Annotated in this window: 21 protein-coding genes; 7 read left to right on the forward strand and 14 right to left on the reverse strand. The window is 67.7% G+C overall.

Annotated features, from left to right (window positions below; all coding sequences use genetic code 11):
- Nucleotides 1-9: 9 nt before the first annotated feature.
- The 3 genes from ACT6S0_RS13080 to ACT6S0_RS13090 are packed head-to-tail and all read right to left on the reverse strand — an operon-like array spanning nucleotide 10 to nucleotide 3050.
- Nucleotides 10-2139, reverse strand: a complete 2130-nt coding sequence (locus ACT6S0_RS13080) for a chemotaxis protein CheA (protein WP_444764265.1) — start codon at nucleotides 2137-2139, stop codon at nucleotides 10-12.
- Nucleotides 2140-2164: 25 nt separating this feature from the next.
- Nucleotides 2165-2527, reverse strand: coding sequence for a response regulator (locus ACT6S0_RS13085; protein ID WP_056199337.1), 363 nt, complete (start codon nucleotides 2525-2527; stop codon nucleotides 2165-2167).
- 55 nt (nucleotides 2528-2582) lie between these two features.
- A complete protein-coding gene (locus tag ACT6S0_RS13090; RefSeq protein ID WP_444764266.1) occupies nucleotides 2583-3050 on the reverse strand; it encodes a hypothetical protein in 468 nt (155 codons plus the stop codon).
- A gap of 197 nt (nucleotides 3051-3247) precedes the next feature.
- On the opposite strand from ACT6S0_RS13090, the gene ACT6S0_RS13095 reads away from it, so the two are divergent.
- From ACT6S0_RS13095 to ACT6S0_RS13125, 7 genes are all read left to right on the forward strand, one after another.
- Nucleotides 3248-4405, forward strand: a complete 1158-nt coding sequence (locus tag ACT6S0_RS13095; protein ID WP_444764267.1) for a response regulator — start codon at nucleotides 3248-3250, stop codon at nucleotides 4403-4405.
- Entirely contained in the window at nucleotides 4402-5049 is a 648-nt protein-coding gene (locus tag ACT6S0_RS13100; RefSeq protein WP_444764268.1) for a response regulator, read from the forward strand. The genes ACT6S0_RS13095 and ACT6S0_RS13100 overlap by 4 nt, the downstream gene beginning before the upstream one ends.
- 197 nt (nucleotides 5050-5246) lie before the next feature.
- Nucleotides 5247-6464: an efflux RND transporter periplasmic adaptor subunit gene (locus ACT6S0_RS13105; RefSeq protein ID WP_444764269.1), complete on the forward strand. Its 1218-nt coding sequence runs from the start codon at nucleotides 5247-5249 to the stop codon at nucleotides 6462-6464.
- A 137-nt stretch (nucleotides 6465-6601) separates the two neighbouring features.
- Complete coding sequence (locus ACT6S0_RS13110; RefSeq protein WP_444764270.1) at nucleotides 6602-7294, forward strand: ABC transporter ATP-binding protein; 693 nt, start codon at nucleotides 6602-6604, stop codon at nucleotides 7292-7294.
- A gap of 13 nt (nucleotides 7295-7307) precedes the next feature.
- Nucleotides 7308-8477 (forward strand): ABC transporter permease, encoded by a 1170-nt coding sequence (locus ACT6S0_RS13115; RefSeq protein ID WP_444764271.1) that lies wholly within the window; start codon nucleotides 7308-7310, stop codon nucleotides 8475-8477.
- Between the two features lie 2 nt (nucleotides 8478-8479).
- On the forward strand, nucleotides 8480-9796 hold the full coding sequence (locus tag ACT6S0_RS13120) for an ABC transporter permease (RefSeq protein WP_444764272.1): 1317 nt from the start codon (nucleotides 8480-8482) through the stop codon (nucleotides 9794-9796).
- A gap of 244 nt (nucleotides 9797-10040) precedes the next feature.
- On the forward strand, nucleotides 10041-10907 hold the full coding sequence (locus ACT6S0_RS13125) for a DUF4394 domain-containing protein (RefSeq protein ID WP_444764273.1): 867 nt from the start codon (nucleotides 10041-10043) through the stop codon (nucleotides 10905-10907).
- A 150-nt stretch (nucleotides 10908-11057) separates the two neighbouring features.
- Here the strand turns inward: ACT6S0_RS13125 and fliR are convergent, their stop codons facing one another.
- From fliR to ACT6S0_RS13180, 11 genes are all read right to left on the reverse strand, one after another.
- Complete coding sequence (gene fliR, locus ACT6S0_RS13130) at nucleotides 11058-11822, reverse strand: flagellar biosynthetic protein FliR (RefSeq protein ID WP_444764274.1); 765 nt, start codon at nucleotides 11820-11822, stop codon at nucleotides 11058-11060.
- A gap of 66 nt (nucleotides 11823-11888) precedes the next feature.
- Nucleotides 11889-12158, reverse strand: coding sequence for a flagellar biosynthesis protein FliQ (gene fliQ, locus ACT6S0_RS13135; protein WP_444764275.1), 270 nt, complete (start codon nucleotides 12156-12158; stop codon nucleotides 11889-11891).
- A gap of 2 nt (nucleotides 12159-12160) precedes the next feature.
- The gene (gene fliP / locus ACT6S0_RS13140) at nucleotides 12161-13045 is read right to left on the reverse strand and encodes a flagellar type III secretion system pore protein FliP (protein ID WP_444764276.1); all 885 of its coding nucleotides are present in this window, start codon (nucleotides 13043-13045) and stop codon (nucleotides 12161-12163) included.
- Nucleotides 13038-13358 carry a FliO/MopB family protein gene (locus ACT6S0_RS13145; RefSeq protein ID WP_444764277.1) on the reverse strand — a complete coding sequence of 107 codons (321 nt, stop codon included), beginning with the start codon at nucleotides 13356-13358 and terminating at the stop codon, nucleotides 13038-13040. Before ACT6S0_RS13145 ends, fliP begins: the two co-directional genes overlap by 8 nt.
- A gap of 168 nt (nucleotides 13359-13526) precedes the next feature.
- A complete protein-coding gene (fliN, locus tag ACT6S0_RS13150) occupies nucleotides 13527-13973 on the reverse strand; it encodes a flagellar motor switch protein FliN (RefSeq protein ID WP_056263162.1) in 447 nt (148 codons plus the stop codon).
- Nucleotides 13963-14967 (reverse strand): flagellar motor switch protein FliM, encoded by a 1005-nt coding sequence (gene fliM / locus ACT6S0_RS13155; protein WP_444764278.1) that lies wholly within the window; start codon nucleotides 14965-14967, stop codon nucleotides 13963-13965. The genes fliN and fliM overlap by 11 nt, the downstream gene beginning before the upstream one ends.
- Before the next feature lie 7 nt (nucleotides 14968-14974).
- Entirely contained in the window at nucleotides 14975-15556 is a 582-nt protein-coding gene (locus tag ACT6S0_RS13160; protein ID WP_444764279.1) for a flagellar basal body-associated FliL family protein, read from the reverse strand.
- Nucleotides 15557-15683: 127 nt separating this feature from the next.
- Nucleotides 15684-17012: a flagellar hook-length control protein FliK gene (locus tag ACT6S0_RS13165; protein ID WP_444764280.1), complete on the reverse strand. Its 1329-nt coding sequence runs from the start codon at nucleotides 17010-17012 to the stop codon at nucleotides 15684-15686.
- Between the two features lie 14 nt (nucleotides 17013-17026).
- Nucleotides 17027-17482 carry a flagellar export protein FliJ gene (fliJ, locus tag ACT6S0_RS13170; RefSeq protein ID WP_444764281.1) on the reverse strand — a complete coding sequence of 152 codons (456 nt, stop codon included), beginning with the start codon at nucleotides 17480-17482 and terminating at the stop codon, nucleotides 17027-17029.
- A gap of 78 nt (nucleotides 17483-17560) precedes the next feature.
- Nucleotides 17561-18988 (reverse strand): flagellar protein export ATPase FliI, encoded by a 1428-nt coding sequence (gene fliI, locus ACT6S0_RS13175; protein WP_444764282.1) that lies wholly within the window; start codon nucleotides 18986-18988, stop codon nucleotides 17561-17563.
- On the reverse strand, nucleotides 18985-19545 hold a 561-nt coding region (locus ACT6S0_RS13180), incomplete at its 5' end, for a FliH/SctL family protein (protein ID WP_444764283.1). The genes fliI and ACT6S0_RS13180, both read right to left, overlap by 4 nt.

Consider the following 19545-nt stretch of genomic DNA (forward strand, 5'->3'; position numbering starts at 1 on the left):
TTGTTGGGTTCAGTGGCGCGAGCGGCGCACCAGGCTGCCGACGTCCAGGATCAGCGCCACGCGGCCGTCACCCATGATGGTGGCGCCGGACACGTCGTTGACCTTGCGGTAGTTGGCTTCGAGGTTCTTGACGACGACCTGCTGCTGGCCAAGGAGCTCGTCCACCAGCAGCGCGACGCGGCCCCCTTCGGCCTCGACAACGACCATGATGGAGCTGACATGCTCGAAGTCGAAGCGCGGCACATCGAAGACCTTCTCCAGCTCGATCACCGGCATGTACTCGTCACGCACCTCGACGACGCGGCCGGAGCCTGCCACCGTCTTGATGGTGTCGGACTGCACCTGGAAAGATTCGACGACCGAGGACAGAGGCAGGATGTAGCACTCGTCGCCGACGCCCACGCTCATGCCGTCCATGATGGCCAGCGTCAGCGGCAGGCGCACGCTGACCTTCATGCCGTAGCCTTCGGCGGAGTCGATCTCGACCGTGCCGCCGAGCGACGTGATGTTCTTCTTCACGACGTCCATGCCGACACCGCGGCCGGACACGTCGGTGACGACATCGGCCGTGGAGAAGCCGGGCGCGAAGATCAGGCTCCAGCATTCGGCGTCGGTCATCGTGTCCGGCGCATCAATGCCCTTCTCGCGAGCCTTCTTGATGAGCTTCTCGCGGTTCAGGCCGCGACCGTCGTCGCGCACCTCGATGACGATGCTGCCCCCCTGGTGGGATGCCACCAGCGTGATCGTGCCCTGCTCGGGCTTGCCCCTGGCCTCGCGCTCGTCCGGCATCTCGATGCCGTGGTCGCAGCTGTTGCGCACGAGGTGGGTCAGCGGGTCGGTGATCTTCTCGACCAGGCTCTTGTCCAGCTCGGTGGCTTCGCCCTGCGTGACCAGCTCGACCTTCTTGCCCAGCTTGGCGGCCAGGTCGCGCAGCATGCGCGGGAAGCGATTGAAGACCGTCGACATCGGAATCATCCGGATCGACATGACCGACTCTTGCAGGTCGCGCGTGTTGCGCTCCAGGTCGGCCAGGCCCGACGTCAGCTGCTGATACAACCCGGGGTCGAGCTCGCGGCTGTTCTGGGCCAGCATGGCCTGGGTGATGACGAGCTCGCCCACCAGGTTGATGAGCTGGTCGACCTTCTCGATAGAGACGCGCAGCGTCGTCTGGTCCATGGCGGCCGGCTTGGCGTCGACCTTGGCAACGGGGGTTGCGGCGCGGGTTGGCACGATGGCGGCCGAGGGTGTGGCTTCGGGGGCCGGCGCCGGCGCAGCGGCTGCACCCTCAGGCGTGCCCGGCGCGTCATCGAAGAAGCCGTAGCCGGGGTCAGTCGAAGGCGCTTCCGCTGGCGGTGCACCGGGTGAGCCGTCGTAGAAGCCAAAGCCCGGGCCAAGCGGGATCAGCTTGACCTGTTCGCGCGCGACATGGAAGGTGAAGAGGTCCAGCAGGTCGTTGTCGGTGGAGCTGGTCAGCACCTTGAAGCGGCGCATGCCGTCCGAGCCCTGGCCGGCGTCCAGCGGCTCGATGTTGCCGAGATCGGTGATTTCCTTGAACAGCTCGACGAGGTTGTCGGCCAGGCTCAGCACGGACAGCGGGCCGACCTGCAGTTCCAGCAGGCGCGCGCCGGGCTGGGCCGGGGCGGCGGGCGCGGCGGCGGCTGGCGCGGGGGCGGCGGCCTTGGGGGCGGGCGCGGCGGCGGCCGGCGCTGTGGCGCCACCGCCTTCGACGAAGCTCTTGATGTTGACGAGCAGGTCGGTCGTGTCGAACACGTCGCCGCCCGAGCCCTGGTGGCGGGCGAGCTGGGTGCGCAGCGCGTCACCGGATTGCAGCAGCACGTCAACCATGGCCGAATTGGGCTTCAGCTCGTGGCGGCGCAGCTTGTCCAGCAGCGTCTCCATCTGGTGGGTCAACTCGGCGACGTCGCTGAAGCCAAAGGTCGCCGCACCGCCCTTGATGGAGTGGGCGCAGCGGAAGATCGCGTTCAGCTCTTCGTCGTCCGCCGCCTCGACGTTCACATTGAGCAGCAGGCGCTCCATGTTGTCGAGGTTCTCGCCGGCTTCCTCGAAGAAGACTTGATAGAACTGGCTGAGGTCGATGCCAGCACTGATGCTGGCGCCTTCGGTGGTCATGTCGCCCATGGCTGATGCTCCCGGTGAACGAACTTCAGCGAATGACCTTGCCGATCACTTCGATCAGCTTGGCGGGGTCGAAAGGCTTGACCAGCCAACCGGTGGCGCCGGCGGCGCGACCGGCCTGCTTCATCGCGTCGCTGGACTCGGTGGTCAGGATCAGTATCGGCGTGGTCTTGAACTTGGGGTTCTCGCGCAGCTTCTTGGTCAGGCTGATGCCATCCATGCGCGGCATGTTCTGGTCGGTCAGGACCAGGTCGAAATCACGCTGGCCGGATTTTTCCCAGGCGTCCTGCCCGTCCACTGCTTCCACCACGTTGAAGCCGGCATTCTTGAGCGTGAAGGCCACCATCTGGCGCATCGAGGCCGAATCGTCGACAGCGAGGATTGAGTGCATTTGAGTTTTCTCCGAGGGGACGTGTGTTGCCTGGGGCGGAATTTGACCGGGGGATTCAGAAAAGTTCGATGGAGCCAGCGTCCATCTCGTCTTGCGTGACCGGGTTGGGGCGCAGCGGCGCGATCTCGACGACGGCTGCGCCGTCCTCGTCGTCCATGCCGAAGGTGTCGCGCGCCAGTTGGTCGGCGCAGTTGCGCAGACGCTGGCTGGTGTGGGCGATCAACTGAGTCGCCATGTCCTGGAATTGCAGGGCCGTGATGGCGCCGGCGATGTCCTGCATGATCTGCTTGAGCCCCTCGGAGGCGGGTGTGCCGTCGCTGGTGCTCAGCAGCGTCATGGCCTGGCCGGACGCGCTGTAGAAATGCGTGGACAGGGCTTCACCGGCATCGTCAAGCAGGCGCTGCAGGCGCTCCAGATCGTTCGTCACCGTCATCAGGTGATCCTGCAGTTCCGCGGCCGCCAGCAGCGGCATGGCGGCCGCGGCTCCATCGAAATCGGCGGCGGTGGATGGTTCTGTCTGCATCGTGGCTCCGCGAGGGGATGCTGCTTTTTTTTCCCAATGCCCTGTGAATACCCTCAGGGCAAATGCATCATGGCATGTTCACCCGTTTTTCGTTGGCTGTCGACCTGGAGATGTCGCGAGAACGAGCCGTATTACCGGTCTGACCCACGTTGACTGTGGCGCCAACCTAGAGCCCTGGCGCGGCATACTGCAGCCCCATGACGATTTCTGGTGTGGAGCAGGCGTCCCGCGTCCTGCGCGTGCTGCATGTCGAGGACTCCGAACTCGACCATCAACTCATCTTGGCGCAGCTGACTCGCGCCGGGCTCAAGGTCGAGATCGAAAGGTTGGACTCGTTGCCTGCGGTGCTGGCTGCGCTGGACCGGCCGCGCGACGCCATCATTTCGGACTACAACCTGCCCGGCTATTCCGGCCTGGACGTGCTGGAGGCCGTGAAGGCTCGTCAGCTGACGGCGCCCTTCATCCTGGTCTCGGGGGAGATCGGCGAGGACACGGCCGTCGCGGCCATGCGCAATGGCGCATCAGACTACCTGCTGAAGAACAACCTGAACCGCCTGGCGCCGGCGCTGCTGCACGCCATCGACGCCGCCGAGAACGAACGCGCCCGGCGCTCGGCCGACCTCGAGCTCGTGAAGTCCAAGCAGCGCCTGCATGAGCTGGCCGGCCACCTGCAGACCAGCGTCGAGCTCGAACGCGCGGCCATCGCCCGCGAGATCCATGACGACGTCGGCGGGTCGTTGACGGCCGTCAAGTTCGACCTCGCCTGGATCGACCGGCATGCCCAGGAACCCGAGGTGCGTGCGCGCGTCGCGGCGGCGCTGGAGACCGTCAACGCCGCGATCGACGCCAGCCAGCGCATCATGCACAACTTGCGCCCGGCCATCCTGGAGCAGGGGCTGGTTGCCGCGCTGCAGTGGATGACGGCGCGCTTCGAGCGCCGCACCGGCATCGAGGCCGGCCTGCGCTTGGGCGACGAGCGCCTGGCACTTCCGCCCGGCGTGCCCCTGGTCGCTTACCGGACCGCGCAGGAGGCGCTGACCAATGTGTCCAAGCATGCGCTGGCGACACGCGTCGATGTGGAACTCAGCCTGGACTCCGGCGTGCTGACGCTGGAGATCCGGGACAACGGCCGGGGCATGGCGCCCAAGGACCTGGCCAAGGAGAGATCCTTTGGTATCCGCGGCCTGCACGAACGCGCGGCGACGGTGGGCGGCTGGGTCGACCTGTCCAGCCCGCCGGGCGGCGGCACCAGCCTGATCCTGACGGTGCCGCTGGCCCAGGACGCCATCGACGCGCTGGACGATTCGACCGACTTCGGCCGCGACGACGGCACCTCCATCTGGGGGCGCGTGTGATCCGGGTCATCCTGTGCGACGACCACGGGCTGATCCGCCGCGGTATTCGCGATACGTTGGCCGATGCCGAGGACATCGAGGTCATCGGCGAGGCCGGTGACTACACCGAGCTGCGCGGCCTGCTGCACACCCTCGGCAGGGACAACCCCTGCGACGTGCTGGTGCTGGACATCAACATGCCCGGTCGCAGCGGCCTGGACGTGCTGCACGTGCTCAAGGACGAGGGCAACGCCGTGCGCACTCTCATCGTCTCCATGTACCCGGAGGACCAATACGCCATTCGCGCCCTCAAGGCCGGCGCCTACGGCTATGTCAACAAGGGCGGCGACCCGGCCACGCTGGTGCAGGCCGTGCGAACGGTGGCCCAGGGCCGCAAGTACGTGACCCCCGAAATCGCGCAGATGCTGGTCGAGAGCCTGACCGCGCCGGTGACCGAACAGGCTCACCACAAGCTGTCCGATCGCGAGCTGCAGACGCTGGTCATGATCGCTTCGGGCAAGCGACTGTCGGACATCGCCGAGGAGCTGATGCTCAGCCCCAAGACCGTCAGCGTCTACCGCGCCCGCATGCTGGAGAAGCTCGGCTTGACGAACAACTCCGAACTGACGGTCTACGCCATCCGCAACGGCCTGGTGGCGAGCTGACGCGTGTCGCACCGCCGTTCATCCGGCGGGATGTCGATTCGCCCGAGCCGGCTGCCACTCATCGATTGATGACATCAGGTGGCAACAGCCGCTGCACAATCGCGCCGGTTTCCAACTGACGGCCGCTCGGGCCGGCGTTCGCAGACCGTTGAGGCCGGGCGAGCGGGACTTTCAAGGGGCGTGTCATCGATACCGGATTGCTGAAGGAGTTGCGCATCGACGGTGCGCATCGTGAGGGCCTCGACGGCGGGCCGCCCCGGTGGCTCTGGGGCTTGATTGCCGCGCTCGTCGCACTGACTCTGTTGGGCGGCGCAGCCTGGTGGTACTGGGCGGGCAACAAGCCCATCGCGGTGCAGACCGCGACCGTGCGCGCCAATGGTCAGGGCGCCTCGCCCAACGCGGTGCTGCAGGCCACGGGCTATGTGACGGCGCGGCGCATGGCCACCGTCTCGGCGCAGATGACCGGCACGCTGACCGAGGTGCTCATCGACGAGGGCGTCAAGGTCAAAAAGGGTCAGGTCTTGGCCCGGCTGGACGACACCGGCCTGCGGGCCGGCCTGGCGGCGGCCGAGGCGAACATCCGCACGGCCGAAGCCAACCTCGGTCAGCTGCGCGCCCAGCTCGCCCAGGCTCAGGCGGACGAGCGCCGCCAGATCGAACTCAACGCCAGCGGCATGACGACGCGCCAGTCCCGCGAGCAGGCGGCTACCGGTGTGAAAACGGTCGCTGCACAGCTGGAAGCGGCGCAGCGCCAGGTCGAGGCTGCCCAGGCCCAGGCGCGCCAGGCCAAGGTCAACTTCGACTACGCCACCGTGCGCGCGCCCTTTGACGGTGTCGTCACGGCGCGGGCCGCGCAGGTCGGCGAGATCATCTCGCCGCTGTCCGCCGGCGGCGGCTTCACGCGCACCGGCGTGGGCACCATCGTCGACATGGACTCGCTGGAAGTGAGTGTCGATGTCAACGAGGCCTACATCGCCCAGGTCAAGCCCGATATGCCCTGCGAGGCCGTGCTCGATGCCTATCCGGACTGGAAGATTCCGGCCCGCGTCGTGACGGTCATCCCGAGTGCCGACCGCGGCAAGGCGACGGTCAAGGTACGCGTGGCGTTGGAGCAAAAGGACGAGCGCGTCGTGCCCGACATGGGCGTGCGCGTGAGCTTCCTGGCCGCCAAGCCCAAGGTGGACGCCAAGCCGGTGCCCGGCGTGCTGCTGCCGGCCGAGGCCGTCGTGCAGCGCGACGGCGCGCAGGTCGTCTTCGTCGTGCAGGAGAACCGCGCCGAGCAGCGCGCGGTGCAGCTGGGCTCGGATGTGGGCAAGTTCAGGCTGGCAACCGCCGGCGTGAAGGCGGGCGAGGCCGTGGTCCTCGCGCCGTCCGCCGAGCTGAAGCAGGGTTCAGCCGTCGTGAGCAAGGAATGAATTGGCTCACCCCCTGCCGGCTTCGCCGGCCCCCTCCAGGGGGCGCAGCCAGTGGCCTGGCGAAGCCAGTACCACGGCTGCCGCTCGATCAAAACGACTCGTGCAACGAGTGAACACGAAACGCCAAGAGGACTCAAATGACTGCCCTTATTGAAGTTCGCGATTTGTCCAAGGTCTACACCCGCGGCAAGCAGAAGGTCGAGGTGTTGCACCACATCGACCTGGACGTGCAGCAGGGCGACTTCCTCGCGCTGATGGGCCCGTCGGGCTCGGGCAAGACCACGCTGCTGAACCTGATGGGTGGGCTGGATGCGCCCACCGGGGGCGCGATCAGCGTGGGTGGCGAGCGCATCGACCAGCTCGGCGGTGCGGCGCTGGCGAAGTGGCGCGCGTCCACGGTCGGCTTCGTCTTCCAGTTCTACAACCTGATGCCCATGCTGTCGGCGCAGCGGAACGTGGAGCTGCCGCTGCTGCTGACCAAGCTGACGGCAGCCGAGCGCAGGAAGCGCGCGTCCATCGCGCTGCAACTCGTCGGCCTGGCCGACCGAGCGGCGCACAAGCCGACGGAGCTGTCGGGCGGCCAGCAGCAGCGGGTGTCCATCGCGCGGGCCATCGTGTCGGACCCGACGCTGCTGGTCTGCGACGAGCCCACCGGCGACCTGGACCGGCAGTCCGCCGAGGATGTGCTGACCCTGCTGCAGGCGTTGAACCGCGAGCACGGCAAGACCATCGTCATGGTCACGCACGATCCGCGCGCCGCGGCGCGCGCCAGCCGCACCCTGCATCTGGACAAGGGCACGCTGGTCTCGGCCGCCGAGGCCATGGCCTGAAAGGCGGGACGCCATGAAATACCTTCATCTGATCTGGGCGGCGCTGTTCCGGCGCAAGCTACGGACCTTTTTGACGCTGGTGTCCATCGTCACGGCCTTCCTGCTGTTCGGCCTGCTGGACGCCGTGCGCGTCAGCTTCGACCAGGTGGGGCAGAGCGCCAACGGCGCGCAGCGGCTGCAGACGGGGGCCAAGCTGAGCTTCATCCAGCTGCTGCCGATGTCGCTCGGTGGGCGCATCACGCAGATCGACGGCGTCAAGGACACGACCTTCGCCAACTGGTTCGGCGGCGCCTATCAAAAGCCCGAGAACCAGGTCTTCAGCTTTGCCGTTGCGCCCAACTACCTCGACATCTACCCGGAGATGGAAGTCTCGGCCGAGCACCGCAAGGCCTTTGCCGAGACCAAGGACGGCGCCCTCGTCGGCGAGGGCCTGGCCAGGCGCTTCGGCTGGAAGGTGGGCGACCAGGTCCCGATGCAGTCCACCATCTTTCCGGACCGGAACGGCAGCCAGAACTGGCCGTTCAAGATCGTTGGCCTCATCCATGTGTCCGACAAGAAGGCCGGCGCCTGGTTCGATCAGATGTTCCTGCTGAACTGGAAGTATTTCGACGACACGACGCCCTGGAACCAGGGCCAGGTGGGCTGGTACGTGACGCGTGTGACCGATGTCAACCAGGCCGACCGCGTCGCCAAGGCCATCGATGCGATTTCGACCAACTCCGCCCACGAGACCCGCACGCTGACCGAGCAGGCGGCGACCGCCGCCTGGGTGAAGCAGCTGGCCGACATCAACCTCATCGTGACCTCCATCATGGGCGCCGTCTTCTTCACGCTGCTGCTGCTGGCCGGCAACACCATGATGCAGGCGGTGCGTGAGCGCACCAGCGAGATCGCCGTGCTGAAGACGCTGGGCTTCTCGGGCCAGAGCGTGCTGGCCATGGTGCTGGCCGAGGCGGTGCTGCTGCTTGTGATCGGCGGCTGTGTCGGCCTGGGGCTGGCCAGCATCGTCGGGCCGGCAGTGGGCGCGGCCAGCAATGGCGCGCTGAACCTGCCGGCGGCCGGGGCGGCGAGCTGGGCGGTCGGCGTCGCGCTGATGCTGGTGTTCGGCCTGCTCGTGGGCGCGCTGCCGGCGCTCAACGCCATGCGACTCAACATCACCGACGCACTGGCCGGGAGGGCATGACGATGAAATTCCTCAAGAACCTCGGCCTGGTCCTGCTGACCATCCTCATCATCGTCGCCTGGGTGCTGCTGCCCTGGCAGGGCGCGGCGGCCGTCGCGGTGCTGCTGGCGCTTTGGCTGTTCCTGTTCCGCAGCGGCGCGCAGACGCGCTCGGTGGCATCGGTGGGCATCAGCACGCTGAGCCAGCGCATCGGTTCCTCGGCGGTCATCGTCGTCGGCATTGCCGGCGTCGTCGGTGTGCTGGTGGCGTTGCTGGCCATGGCCGAGGGCTATGCCCAGACGCTGCGCAACTCGGGCTCGCTGGACACGGCCATCGTCATGCGTGGCGCCTCGGCGGCCGAGGTGACCTCGTCGCTGAGCCGCGAGGACGTCGTGCAGATCGAGCAGACCCCCGGCATCGCCCGCAACGACAGGGGTGAGCCCGTCGTCTCGGCCGAAACCGTCGTGGCGGCCAACCTCCCGGTCAAGGGTGCCAAGGCCGACGAGGAGGGCAGCGCCCAGGTACGCGGCGTCAGCGCGGCGGCTTTTGCCGTGCGGCCACACATGCAGATCGTCGACGGCCGGATGTTCCAGCCCGGCCTGCGCGAGCTCGTCGTCGGCAAGGGCGCAGCGCGCCAGTTCGCGGGTTTGAGCGTCGGCGCCACCCTCAAGCTCGGCAACCAGCCCTGGACGGTGGTGGGTATCTTCGCGTCGGGCGATGCGATGGAGTCCGAGCTCTGGGCCGATGCCAACGTCGTCAACGACACCTACCAGCGCGGCAGCGGCCGCAACTCCGCCACCGTGAAACTGGCCAGTCAGGGCGCCTTCAAGGAGTTCAAGGCGGCGCTTGAAGGGAACCCGCAGCTCAAGGTCACGGCCAGCACGACGCTGGACTTCTTCGCCAAGCAGTCCGAGCAGATGACCAAGATGCTGCGCATCATCGGCATCACGGTCGGCGCCATCATGGCCGTGGGTGCGGTGTTCGGCGCGCTGAACACCATGTTCGCTGCGGTCGCCACGCGCGCCCGCGAGATCGCCACCCTGCGCGCCATCGGCTTTCGCGGCTTGCCGGTGGTCGTCGCGGTGATGCTGGAGACGACGCTGCTGGCCCTGCTCGGCGGGCTGATCGGCGGTGTCGTGGCCTGGCTGCTGTTCAACGGCTTCGAGGCCTCGACGATGGGTGCCGGTGCGGTGGGCAAGCTCAGCTTCAACCTGGCCGTGTCGCCGGGACTGCTGTGGGAGGGCATCAAGTGGGCGCTGGCCATCGGCTTCGTCGGCGGCCTGTTCCCGGCCGTGCGGGCGGCCAGCCTGCCGGTGACGACGGCGCTGCGGGAGTTGTGACCCTAGCTCCGGCAGTTGGCCGCTCGCGATGGACCGAAGGTCGTGCGGCATCGCCACGTTGGGGATATCGCCGCTCACCACATCGGTGATCAGCTGCACGCCGGAGCTAAGGTGACGCGCCGATGACACCCGGCCCCTGACTTGCAAGTTAGGGGGAGGGCGCCAGATCGTGCATCCGTCACGTTCCGGGGTGCCGTATGGGAGTGGGTTTCATCCCACTCGCATTCCCAACCCTGGAGCCAGCATGACTTCCACCGTACGCACCGCCCTTGCCGCCGCAGCCCTCCTCGTCTGCGCAGCCTCGTCACAGGCCGTCACGCTGATCGGCCTGAACAGCCAGAACCAGCTCAGCCGCATCGACACCACCAACATCGCCGGCGCGATGAACATGGACATCACCGGCCTGATGGCCGGCGACCGCCTGGTCGGCATCGACACCCGCCCCAAGGACGGCAAGATCTACGGCGTCAGCCTGTCCAACCAGATCTACACCATCGATGAAATGACCGGCGCGGCCAGCTTCGTCGCGGCCCTGAGCAGCCCCGTCATCCAGGCCGGCCTCGGCTACGGCATCGACTTCAACCCGGTGGCCGATTTTGCCAACGGCTCGTCGCTGCGCCTGGTCAGCTCGGCCGGTGACAACTTCGCCATCAACGCCGGCACCGGCGTGGTGGGCAATGCCGCCAACAAGATCGCCACGGGCTTCACCGGCGTGGCCTACACCAACGCGATGCTGATGCCCACCGCGGCGCCGGCCAGCACGGCGCTGTACTACATCGACAGCAACACTGACATGCTGGCCATGGCGCCGACGGCCTTCAATGCGCCGACGATCTCGATGGTCGGTTCGCTGGGCGTGGACGTGCTCAAGGCCAACGGCTTCGAGGTGCTGAGCAGCGGCATGGCCTATGCGGCGCTGACCGTCGATGGCACTTCGCTGACCACCGGTATCTACGGCATCAACCTGGACAGCGGCGCCGCCACGCTGATGGGCACCTACAACGGCACGCTGTCGGGCCTGACCGTCAGCGCCGTGCCTGAGCCGGGCACCTACGCCATGATGGCGCTGGGCCTGTTGGGCTTCGCTGCCCTGCGCCGTCGTCGTTCCTGATTTGTTGCCGGACTCGGTGCGGCCGTCGTGGCTTCATCGGGCCGAGCGCCGGGCCGCCCCCAAGCCGGCCCGTTGGGTGAGGTGCACGCGGCTCAATGCCGCATGCATCGCCGGCCCTCGGGGACCGGTTGCCTACCCGCTGAGGATGGACTAACTGAACGCGGCCAGCAGACGCTCAAGCGCCACGGTAAACGGGGTCTGCATCAATGGCAGCGTCGCCACCATGCCGATCAGACCGACGCTGACGGTGAGCGGAAAGCCAACCGAGAAGACGCCGATCTGTGGCGCCACGCGCGAGATCACGCCCAGCACCAGGTTGACGAACATCAGCATGGTGATCAGTGGCAGCGCGATCCACAGGCCGATGCTGAAGATCTCGGCGCCCCATTTCTGGGGCGTGGCCGCGCGCAGGAAGGCAAAGGGCTCACCGCCGACCGGGAAGGCGTGGAAGCTCTGCACCAGCGCGTTGATCAACAGCAGATGGCCGTTGATGGCGATGAACAGGAAGGCCACCATGCTGCCGAAGAAGCGCGCGCTGGCGGTGCCCTGGGCACCGGTGCCGGGGTCGAAGAAGCCGGCGAAGTTCAGCCCCATCTGCAGGCCGATGATTTCTCCGGCGAACTCCAGCGCCGCGAAGACCACGCGTACCGCAAAGCCCATGGCCAGGCCGATCACCAGCTGCTGGGCCACGAGCATGGTCAGCGTGGGCAGCGAGTCCAGCGGCGTGACGGGGATTGCGGGCAAGGACGGCTGTGCGGCAAAGGCGATGAAAAAAGCCAGGCCGATGCGCAAGCGCAGCGGCACATTGCGCTGGCTGAAGGTGGGCATGCCGGCAAACAGGGCCAGCGTGCGGATGAAGGGCCAGAGGATGGGCGTCAGCCACTCCAGCAACTGGGCTTCCGTGACGGAGAACATGTCAGCTCTGCTTGGTGCGCGCTCGCGCGCGTTCAGCGACGCGAGATGGGGCGAGGGGCTCCGTCACTAGCCCACCACCGACGGAATCGTCATCAACGTCCGCTGGATGTACTCCACCAGCGTCGTCATCATCCACGGCCCCGCGATGGCCAGCGTCAGCACGGTGGCGATGACCTTGGGCACGAACGACAGCGTCGCCTCGTTGATCTGCGTGGCCGCCTGGATGACGCTGACGACGACGCCGACCAGCAGCACGACGATGAGCACCGGTGCGGCAACCAGCATCAGCATGTAGAGGCCTTGCTGGCCGAAGGTGAAGACTTGTTGTGCATCCATGATCAGGTGACAAAGCTCGCTGCGAGAGATCCGAGGAGGAGGTTCCAGCCGTCCGCCAGCACGAACAGCATCAGCTTGAAGGGCAGGGCGACGAGCACCGGCGACAGCATCATCATGCCCAGGCTCATCAGCACGCTCGCCACGATCATGTCGATGACGAGGAAGGGGATGAAGATCAGGAAGGCGATCTGGAAGGCGCTCTTGAGCTCGCTGGTCACGAAGGCCGGCACCAGCACCTTGAAGGGCACGTCCTCGGCCTTGACGCTGGCGTCGAGCTTGGCGAGCCGCGAGAACAGCGCCACATCGGCCTGGCGCGTCTGCTTGAGCATGAAGCTGCGCATCGGCACTTCGGCGCGCGTCAGCGCCTGGTCGAACTGGATCTGGCCGGCGCTGTAGGGCTGCCAGGCCTCGGCATAGACACGGTCCAACGTCGGGCTCATGACGAAGAAGGTCAGGAACAGGCTCAGGCCGACGATCACCTGGTTGGGCGGCGCAGCCTGCGTGCCCAGGGCCTGGCGCATCAGGCTCAGCACGATGGCGATGCGCGTGAAGGCCGTCATCATCAGCAGCACCGCCGGCAGGAAGCCCAAAGCGGTGAAGAACAGCAGGGTCTGGATGGGCACCGAGTAGCTCGAACCCGCGCCCTGACCGATCAGCAGCGGCAGCGTGGCCGGCGGTGTCTGGGTCTGTGCAAGGGCGCCGCCTGCGGCGAATAGCAGCGCGAGCGTCCAGGCGGTCTTCACCGTGGGCCGAGCGCCGGGCCGCCCCAAGCCGGCCTGCGGGCGATGTGCTTGCGGCTGAATGCCGCAAGCATCGCCGACCCCCAGGGGGACCGACCAGACGCGCTCGCGTTCAGCGACGCGAGGATGGGCGAGGGGCTCACGCATCCTGGCGCTCCTTGCTCAGCATCTTGGCGAACGAGGCTGCGGGAACCGGCTCGGCCTGTGGCGGCATGACATGCAGCGTGGTGATGCTCTGCGCCGTGGCGCCCAGCACCAGCCAGCGGCGGTCATCGCCCTGGCCGACTTCGACGACCAGGATGCGCTGGTTGGGCGCGGTGGGCAGCTGGGCCACGACACGCAGCACACCGGCCGCAGCCGAGCCACCCAGCGGCGTGCGCTTGAGCAGCCACAGCGCGATCGGGATCAGCGCGACGATGCCGAGGAACCATAGAAACGGAAGCAGGCCGGAGGTATTCATGCCTCGGCATTCTGCGGACGGACTTGAGGCGCCGAAGCCCCTAAGTGGGAGCCAAAGCAGTGGCTATTCAAGAAATGCAACCACGGAGGCACAGAGGCACGGAGAAAGAACTCAGCTGAATTCCTCCGCGTCTCTGTGCCTCTGTGGTTGCCTTTGCCTTGGGCCTCGTCAGGCAGCCTTCGACAGGCGGCGCATGCGCTCCGACGGCGTGACGATGTCCGTCAGCCGGATGCCGAACTTGTCGTTCACCACCACCACCTCGCCCTGGGCGATCAGGTAGCCGTTGACCAGCACGTCCATCGGCTCGCCGGCCAGCGCGTCCAGCTCCACCACCGAGCCCTGGGCGAGTTGCAGGATGTTCTTGATCGGGATGCGGGTGCGGCCCAACTCCACCGTCAGCTGGACGGGGATGTCCAGGATCATGTTGATGTCGTTGCCCGGGCCCATGCCGGTGGTCGGCGTGAAATTGGCGAAGCTGGGCGTGGACACCTGCTCGGGCGCCACTTCCGAGACCACTTCGTTGGCGGGCGCGGGCGTGGAGGCTTCGGCCAGGGCCGCAGCCCATTCCGCCGCCATCGCGTCCTGTTCTTCTTGGCTGGGTGAATCAGGGCTCATGTTTGGCTCCCAACCAGCTCTCTTGAGAACCGGTCAGCATCTTGTCGATCTTGAGGGCGTAGCGGCCGTTGGACGTGCCGTAGTGGCAGTCGAAGACGGGCACCCCGTCCACCTTGGTCTGGATCATGGGGTCGAGGTCCAGTTCGATGAAGTCGCCCGGCTTGAAGGCCAGCAACTGCTCGACCGTGGCCGGCGCGCTGCCGAGCTCGGCCACCAGTTCCACTTCGGCCGACTGGATCTGCGTCTTCAGCAGGTTGATCCAGCGGCGGTCGGGCTCTGAAGAGTCGCCGACGGTCGTGGAATACAGCACGTCGCGGATGGGCTCCAGCGTCGAATACGGGATGCAGAAGTAGATGGTGCCACTGGTCTCGCCGATTTCCAGCGTGAAGGACGTCGACACGACGATCTCGCTGGGCGTGGCGATGTTGGCGAACTGGGGCTGCATCTCCGAGCGCTGGTATTCCAGCTCCAGCGGATAGATGCCCTTCCAGGCCTTGTGGTACTCGGCGAGGATGACCTCGACGATGCGCGTGATGACGCGCTGCTCGGTGGGCGAGAAGTCGCGGCCCTCGATGCGGGCGTGGAACTTGCCGATGCCGCCGAACAGCGAGTCGATGACGGCGAACACCAGCGTCGGGTCGCAGACGATCAGCCCACTGCCGCGCAGCGGCTTGACCGAGACGATGTTGAAGTTGGTCGGGACGACGATCTCGCGCAGGAAGGCAGAGTACTTTTGCACCTTGATGCCGCCGATGGCGACTTCGGGGCTCTTGCGGATGAAGTTGAACAGGCCGACGCGGATGTTGCGCGCGAAGCGCTCGTTGATGATCTCCATCGTGGGCATGCGCCCACGAACGATGCGTTCTTGGCTGGCGAGGTTGTACTCGCGTATGCCGCCGACCTGCTCCTCCTCCTGCTCGAGCTTTTGGCTCTCGCCGGTGATGCCCTGCAGCAGTGCATCGACTTCGTCTTGCGAAAGGATCTGCTGGTTCATGATCCGTTTACTGCACGATGAAGTTGGAGAACAGGACTTGCGTCACGGGGCTTTCAACCCGCGCCGTCTTCTTCTTTTTCCGGGGCGCGCTGGCAGAGCCTTCGTCGTCGTCGAGCACGATGCCCATTGGGCGCACCGCCTCGCGCATGATTTCCTTGGCGAGTTGGTCCTTGCCCTCGCGGGTCAGCAGCTCGCTGGCCGTCTTGTGCGACAGCACCATCAGCACGTTGCTGCGAATGGCGGGCATGTAGGCCTTGATCTGGTCGGCGAACTTGGGGTCGTCGACCTGCAGCGTCACGCCGATCTGGGCGAAGCGGTCCACATCCTTGTCGGCCAGGTTGACCGTGAAGGAGTCCAGCGGCACGAAGGTGGGTGGCTGGTTGCTCCTGGGCTTGGCCTTGGGCTCGGCCGCCTCGACCTGCTCGGTGCCGTCCTCGCTGTCCTCGTCCACGGGCTTTTTCTTGAGCAGCATCAAAGCCGCAGCACCGCCGACCAGCACGAGCACAAGCACGGCGGCCAGGATGATGATCAGCTTCTTCTTGCTGCCCCCTTTGGGCGCGGCAACTTCAGCAGCCGGCGCAGTGGCCATGAGCACTCCTTGAGACTTCCATCGCCCACTGCAGGCAATGGGCACCTTTGCGCCGGATTATTGACCCGGCATCCACCCCGCAAGCCTTGATTAGCTCGTGCCTGGCGTGCCTATTCCCGCTTCAGCTTCAGGCAAAGGTGTCGAGCAGGCCGATGCCGCGCCGCGTGGGCACCGCGGCGCGGTCAGCGCTGCTGCCGCCGGCATTGCCGCCTGCGCGGTGGTCCCGGCCCTCAGGGGTGCGCGGGTCGTCTTCGGCCCCCTGGTTGGCATCTCGCGAGGCCTGCTGGAAGACGCCGCCGCCGGACAGCGTCAGGCCCTGACCCTGCAGCGCGGCGGCCAGGTCGGCCAGGCTCTGCTCCAGAGCCTGGCGGGTCTCGGCTTCTGCGGCGTGGAAGGACACATGCGCCTGGCTGCCGTCGACCACGATCTGAACCGACACCGGGCCCATCTCGGCCGGGTTGAGCTGCAATTCCGCCTGCTGCACGCCGTCCACGGCCAGCAGGCTGATGCGCGCGCCCAACTCGGGCGCGAAGGCGCTGCTGTGCACGGGCGCCTGGACCTGGCCGCTGGCACTGAGCGGCGCGGCCGCAACGGCGGCGGTGGGCAGGGCCTGGGCCAGCGCGGCGGCAAAACCGGGGGGTGAGGCGTCGAGGCTCGATGGCATGCGCGGCGCACTGCTGGACCCGGTCGTTGACGCAGCCTGCAGCGCGTCGCCGCTGCTACTGCGCGCGGCGGCCCTGTCGGTGGCGGCAGCCAGGTCGGCGCTCGTGGCGCGGGGCGCTTCCGCCGGGCGTGTCGCAGGGGCGGCTGCGGGGCGGCGCTCGTTGCTTGGCCTGTCGTCGGCTGCGTGGGTGCTGCCGTTGTCCGTGCGGCCGGGCTCCTCGTCGGCGACGCGGCCGGTGCGGGCGGCTTGCAGGCCCTGGATGGCTGGTTCGGCTCGCGTGGGGTCGGCAGCGGCGTCATGGCCTGGCTGCGGGTTCGCCGCCGCGGCCGGCGTCGGTACGGGCGACTGTGCAGGCGTTGTCAGGCCGATGAGTTGCGTGAACTCGTTCAGGCCTGCGGTCGACGCGTCGTCGTGGGTCGTCACGCTGGCCGCCTCGCCGCTGTCGTCAGCGGCCTTGGCGGTGTCGATCGGCCTGGCCGCCGCCGTCGCATCTGCCGCTGCCGGTTGGCGCGTTGCCGGGGCCTGCCTGGCCGCCGCCGCGTTGGCCTGGTTGCGGCGCAGGGTGGCCGCGTTCGTCGCCGAAGCCGCGGCCTCACCGGCGCCGTCGGCCTTGCTCGGCACCGGGTCCGTGTGTTCCGCTGGCGGGGGCAGGTCAGGCTGGTCGTGCAGGATCTGCGCAAAGCTGGCGCCGACCGCGTGGCCGGTGGCCGGCAATGCGGCCATGGCAGGTTGCGGCATGGCGGGCGGCAGGCCGGCCGGCTTGGGGGTGAGGGCGGTGGTGTTGCTGAGCATGGGTCCGCAGCTCCTCAGGCGTGGGCCATGCGGCGCAGGTGGGCGCGCGCTGCGAATTCATCACTGGCGCGCTGCTCGCGGCGCTGGTCCAGCTTGGCGGCTTCGGCCTGGCGGCGGGCGATCAGCTGGCGCAGTGCGGCCACGCGCAGTTCGGCCAGGCGCAGGGCTTCGCGGGCGCGCGCTTGGCGCTGGTCGGCGTGGCTGGCGACATGGCCCTGCGTGTCGACGGCCTGGTCCAGCCGGCGGCCAAAGCTCTGGTAGCAGCCGACGATGTCCATCGTGGCCGACTGCGTGAAGCTGTGCGTCCAGCGCTGCTGGTAGTCCTGGCGGTAGCCGGACAGCTCGCCGTGCTGCGCGCGCGCGGCCTGCGCCTGGGCGCAGGCGGCATGCATGGCCTGTGCGGCGGTGTCGCGCTCGTTCTCGGCGCGTTCCAGCAGCAGGCCCAGGGTGTCTTTGGCGGGTGCACTCATCTCAAACTCCAGCGCAGCGTCTGGCGACCCCGACGGGGTCCGACGCTCAGTCGATATCGGCGGCGCAACCGCAAAGGTTTAGGCGCCTTGGACCACGGCCTGCAATTGGCTGACGCTGGCGTGAAGTAGTGCCGGGCTGTGCATGTCCTGCTGCAGCAGCCGCGTCATGTCGGCATGCAGGCGTACGGCCGTGTCCAGCTCGGGGTCGCTGCCCGGGGCATAGGCGCCAAGCTGGATGAGGTCGCGGGCCTTGTTGTATTTCGCCAGAAGCTGGCGAAACCGACGCGCGGAATCGACCTGGTTTTGGGGTGCAACACTGGTCATCACCCGGGAGATGGAGCGCTCGATGTCGATGGCCGGGTAGTGGCCGGCCTCGGCGAGCTCGCGCGACAGCACGATGTGGCCGTCCAGGATGCCGCGCGCCGCATCGGCGATCGGGTCCTGCGGGTCGTCGCCCTCGGTCAGCACCGTGTAGAAGGCGGTGATCGAGCCCTCGCCGGGCAGGCCGTTGCCGCTGCGCTCCACCAGCTGCGGCAGCTTGGCGAAGCAGCTCGGCGGATAGCCCTTGGTGGCCGGTGGCTCGCCGATGGCCAGGGCGATCTCGCGCTGGGCCATGGCGTAGCGGGTCAGCGAGTCCATCAGCAGCAGCACATGGCGGCCCTGGTCGCGGAAGAACTCGGCGATGGCCGTGGCGTAGTGTGCGCCCTGCATGCGCATCAGCGGCGGCGCGTCGGCGGGCGCGGCGACGACGACGCTGCGCCGCAGGCCCTGCTCGCCGAGGATGTCCTCGATGAATTCCTTCACCTCGCGGCCGCGCTCGCCAATCAGCCCGACGACGATGACATCGGCCTGCGTGTAGCGCGCCATCATGCCCAGCAGCACCGATTTTCCGACGCCGGTGCCGGCAAACAGCCCGAGGCGCTGGCCGCGGCCGACGGTCAGCATCGCATTGATGGCGCGCACGCCGGTGTCCAGTGGCGTGCGCACCGGGTCGCGGTCCATCGCATTGATGGGGCGCCGCACCATGGGCTCGTTGTGGATGTGGCTCAGCTCGCCGCGCCGGTCCAGCGGGTGGCCGTGCGGGTCGACGACGCGGCCCAGCAGGCCGTCGCCCATCGGCAGGTGCAGGCCACGGTCCTCGCCACGGCGCCAGGGGTGCAGCGGTTGACCCAGTTGCGGCGCCAGCGGCGGCAGGTGACGCGGCACGACGCTGGCGCCGCTGGACAGGCCCTGCACCTCGTCGGTCGGCATCAGGTAGGCACGGTCGCCCGAGAAGCCGACGACTTCGGCATTCACCGGCGGCGAGCCCCGGCGCGGGTTGTTGCCGCTGCTGGGCATCTGGATGCGGCAGACCGAACCGAGCGGCACCTTGATGCCGGTGGCCTCCAGCACCAGGCCGGCCACGCGCACGAGCTTGCCCTGGCACTCCAGCGGCGCCGGGTTGGCCGCCAGCGTTTCGAGGTCGGCCAGGTAGCGTCGCCAGCGCTCGGCGCGGGCGCAGGTCATTCGTCCTCCGTGCGCCGGTCTTCCCAGATCGACGTCTGGCCAATGGCCGACACAGCCTGCTGCCAGCGCGTCGCGATGGTGGCGTCGACGCTGGCGACGTCGGCGTCGACCTTGACGCCGCCGCGTACCACTGCGGCGTCAGGGATAAGCTGGGCCTCGCGGGCCTGCAGTTCGTTGCCGGCGCCTTCGTGCACGAGCGGGAAGTCGTCGGGGTGGACGCGCACGCGCACATGGCGTGCCGACAACTGCAGCGCCTCGACGGCGTCATGGGCGACGCGGGCGATCAGCTCAGGGCGCTGGCTCAGCTCGCTGCGCACCACCTGGCGGGCCAGCTCGACGGCGATGCGGGCGATGGAGCCGGCCATGTCGCCCTCCAGCGCCTGCATCTCGGCGTCAAAGTTCTTCACGACCTGGCCCACCTGGCCGCTGAGCTGCTGGGCGAAGCTCTGCTTGAAGGCATCCAGCGCGGCCATGCCGTCGCGGTAGCCGTCCTGATAGCCACTCTGCCGGGCGGCATGCAGCAGTTCCTGCACGCTGGGTTCGGGCGGCGGGGGCGG

It is taken from the genome of Roseateles sp., assembly GCF_052436255.1.
Classification (GTDB): Bacteria; Pseudomonadota; Gammaproteobacteria; order Burkholderiales; family Burkholderiaceae_C; genus Pelomonas.

What these genes read in the sequence shown, in the direction of transcription:
- ACT6S0_RS13080 (WP_444764265.1), bottom strand. Translation starts at nt 2,139, where the DNA reads ATGGGCGACATGACCACCGAAGGCGCCAGCATCAGTGCTGGCATCGAC.
- fliJ (WP_444764281.1), bottom strand. Translation starts at nt 17,482, where the DNA reads ATGAGTGCACCCGCCAAAGACACCCTGGGCCTGCTGCTGGAACGCGCC.
- ACT6S0_RS13110 (WP_444764270.1), top strand. Translation starts at nt 6,602, where the DNA reads ATGACTGCCCTTATTGAAGTTCGCGATTTGTCCAAGGTCTACACCCGC.
- ACT6S0_RS13095 (WP_444764267.1), top strand. Translation starts at nt 3,248, where the DNA reads ATGACGATTTCTGGTGTGGAGCAGGCGTCCCGCGTCCTGCGCGTGCTG.
- ACT6S0_RS13115 (WP_444764271.1), top strand. Translation starts at nt 7,308, where the DNA reads ATGAAATACCTTCATCTGATCTGGGCGGCGCTGTTCCGGCGCAAGCTA.
- ACT6S0_RS13090 (WP_444764266.1), bottom strand. Translation starts at nt 3,050, where the DNA reads ATGCAGACAGAACCATCCACCGCCGCCGATTTCGATGGAGCCGCGGCC.
- fliN (WP_056263162.1), bottom strand. Translation starts at nt 13,973, where the DNA reads ATGAGCCCTGATTCACCCAGCCAAGAAGAACAGGACGCGATGGCGGCG.
- ACT6S0_RS13120 (WP_444764272.1), top strand. Translation starts at nt 8,480, where the DNA reads ATGAAATTCCTCAAGAACCTCGGCCTGGTCCTGCTGACCATCCTCATC.
- ACT6S0_RS13160 (WP_444764279.1), bottom strand. Translation starts at nt 15,556, where the DNA reads ATGGCCACTGCGCCGGCTGCTGAAGTTGCCGCGCCCAAAGGGGGCAGC.
- fliM (WP_444764278.1), bottom strand. Translation starts at nt 14,967, where the DNA reads ATGAACCAGCAGATCCTTTCGCAAGACGAAGTCGATGCACTGCTGCAG.
- fliR (WP_444764274.1), bottom strand. Translation starts at nt 11,822, where the DNA reads ATGTTCTCCGTCACGGAAGCCCAGTTGCTGGAGTGGCTGACGCCCATC.
- ACT6S0_RS13085 (WP_056199337.1), bottom strand. Translation starts at nt 2,527, where the DNA reads ATGCACTCAATCCTCGCTGTCGACGATTCGGCCTCGATGCGCCAGATG.
- ACT6S0_RS13165 (WP_444764280.1), bottom strand. Translation starts at nt 17,012, where the DNA reads ATGCTCAGCAACACCACCGCCCTCACCCCCAAGCCGGCCGGCCTGCCG.
- fliQ (WP_444764275.1), bottom strand. Translation starts at nt 12,158, where the DNA reads ATGGATGCACAACAAGTCTTCACCTTCGGCCAGCAAGGCCTCTACATG.
- ACT6S0_RS13125 (WP_444764273.1), top strand. Translation starts at nt 10,041, where the DNA reads ATGACTTCCACCGTACGCACCGCCCTTGCCGCCGCAGCCCTCCTCGTC.
- fliI (WP_444764282.1), bottom strand. Translation starts at nt 18,988, where the DNA reads ATGACCTGCGCCCGCGCCGAGCGCTGGCGACGCTACCTGGCCGACCTC.
- ACT6S0_RS13145 (WP_444764277.1), bottom strand. Translation starts at nt 13,358, where the DNA reads ATGAATACCTCCGGCCTGCTTCCGTTTCTATGGTTCCTCGGCATCGTC.
- fliP (WP_444764276.1), bottom strand. Translation starts at nt 13,045, where the DNA reads ATGCGTGAGCCCCTCGCCCATCCTCGCGTCGCTGAACGCGAGCGCGTC.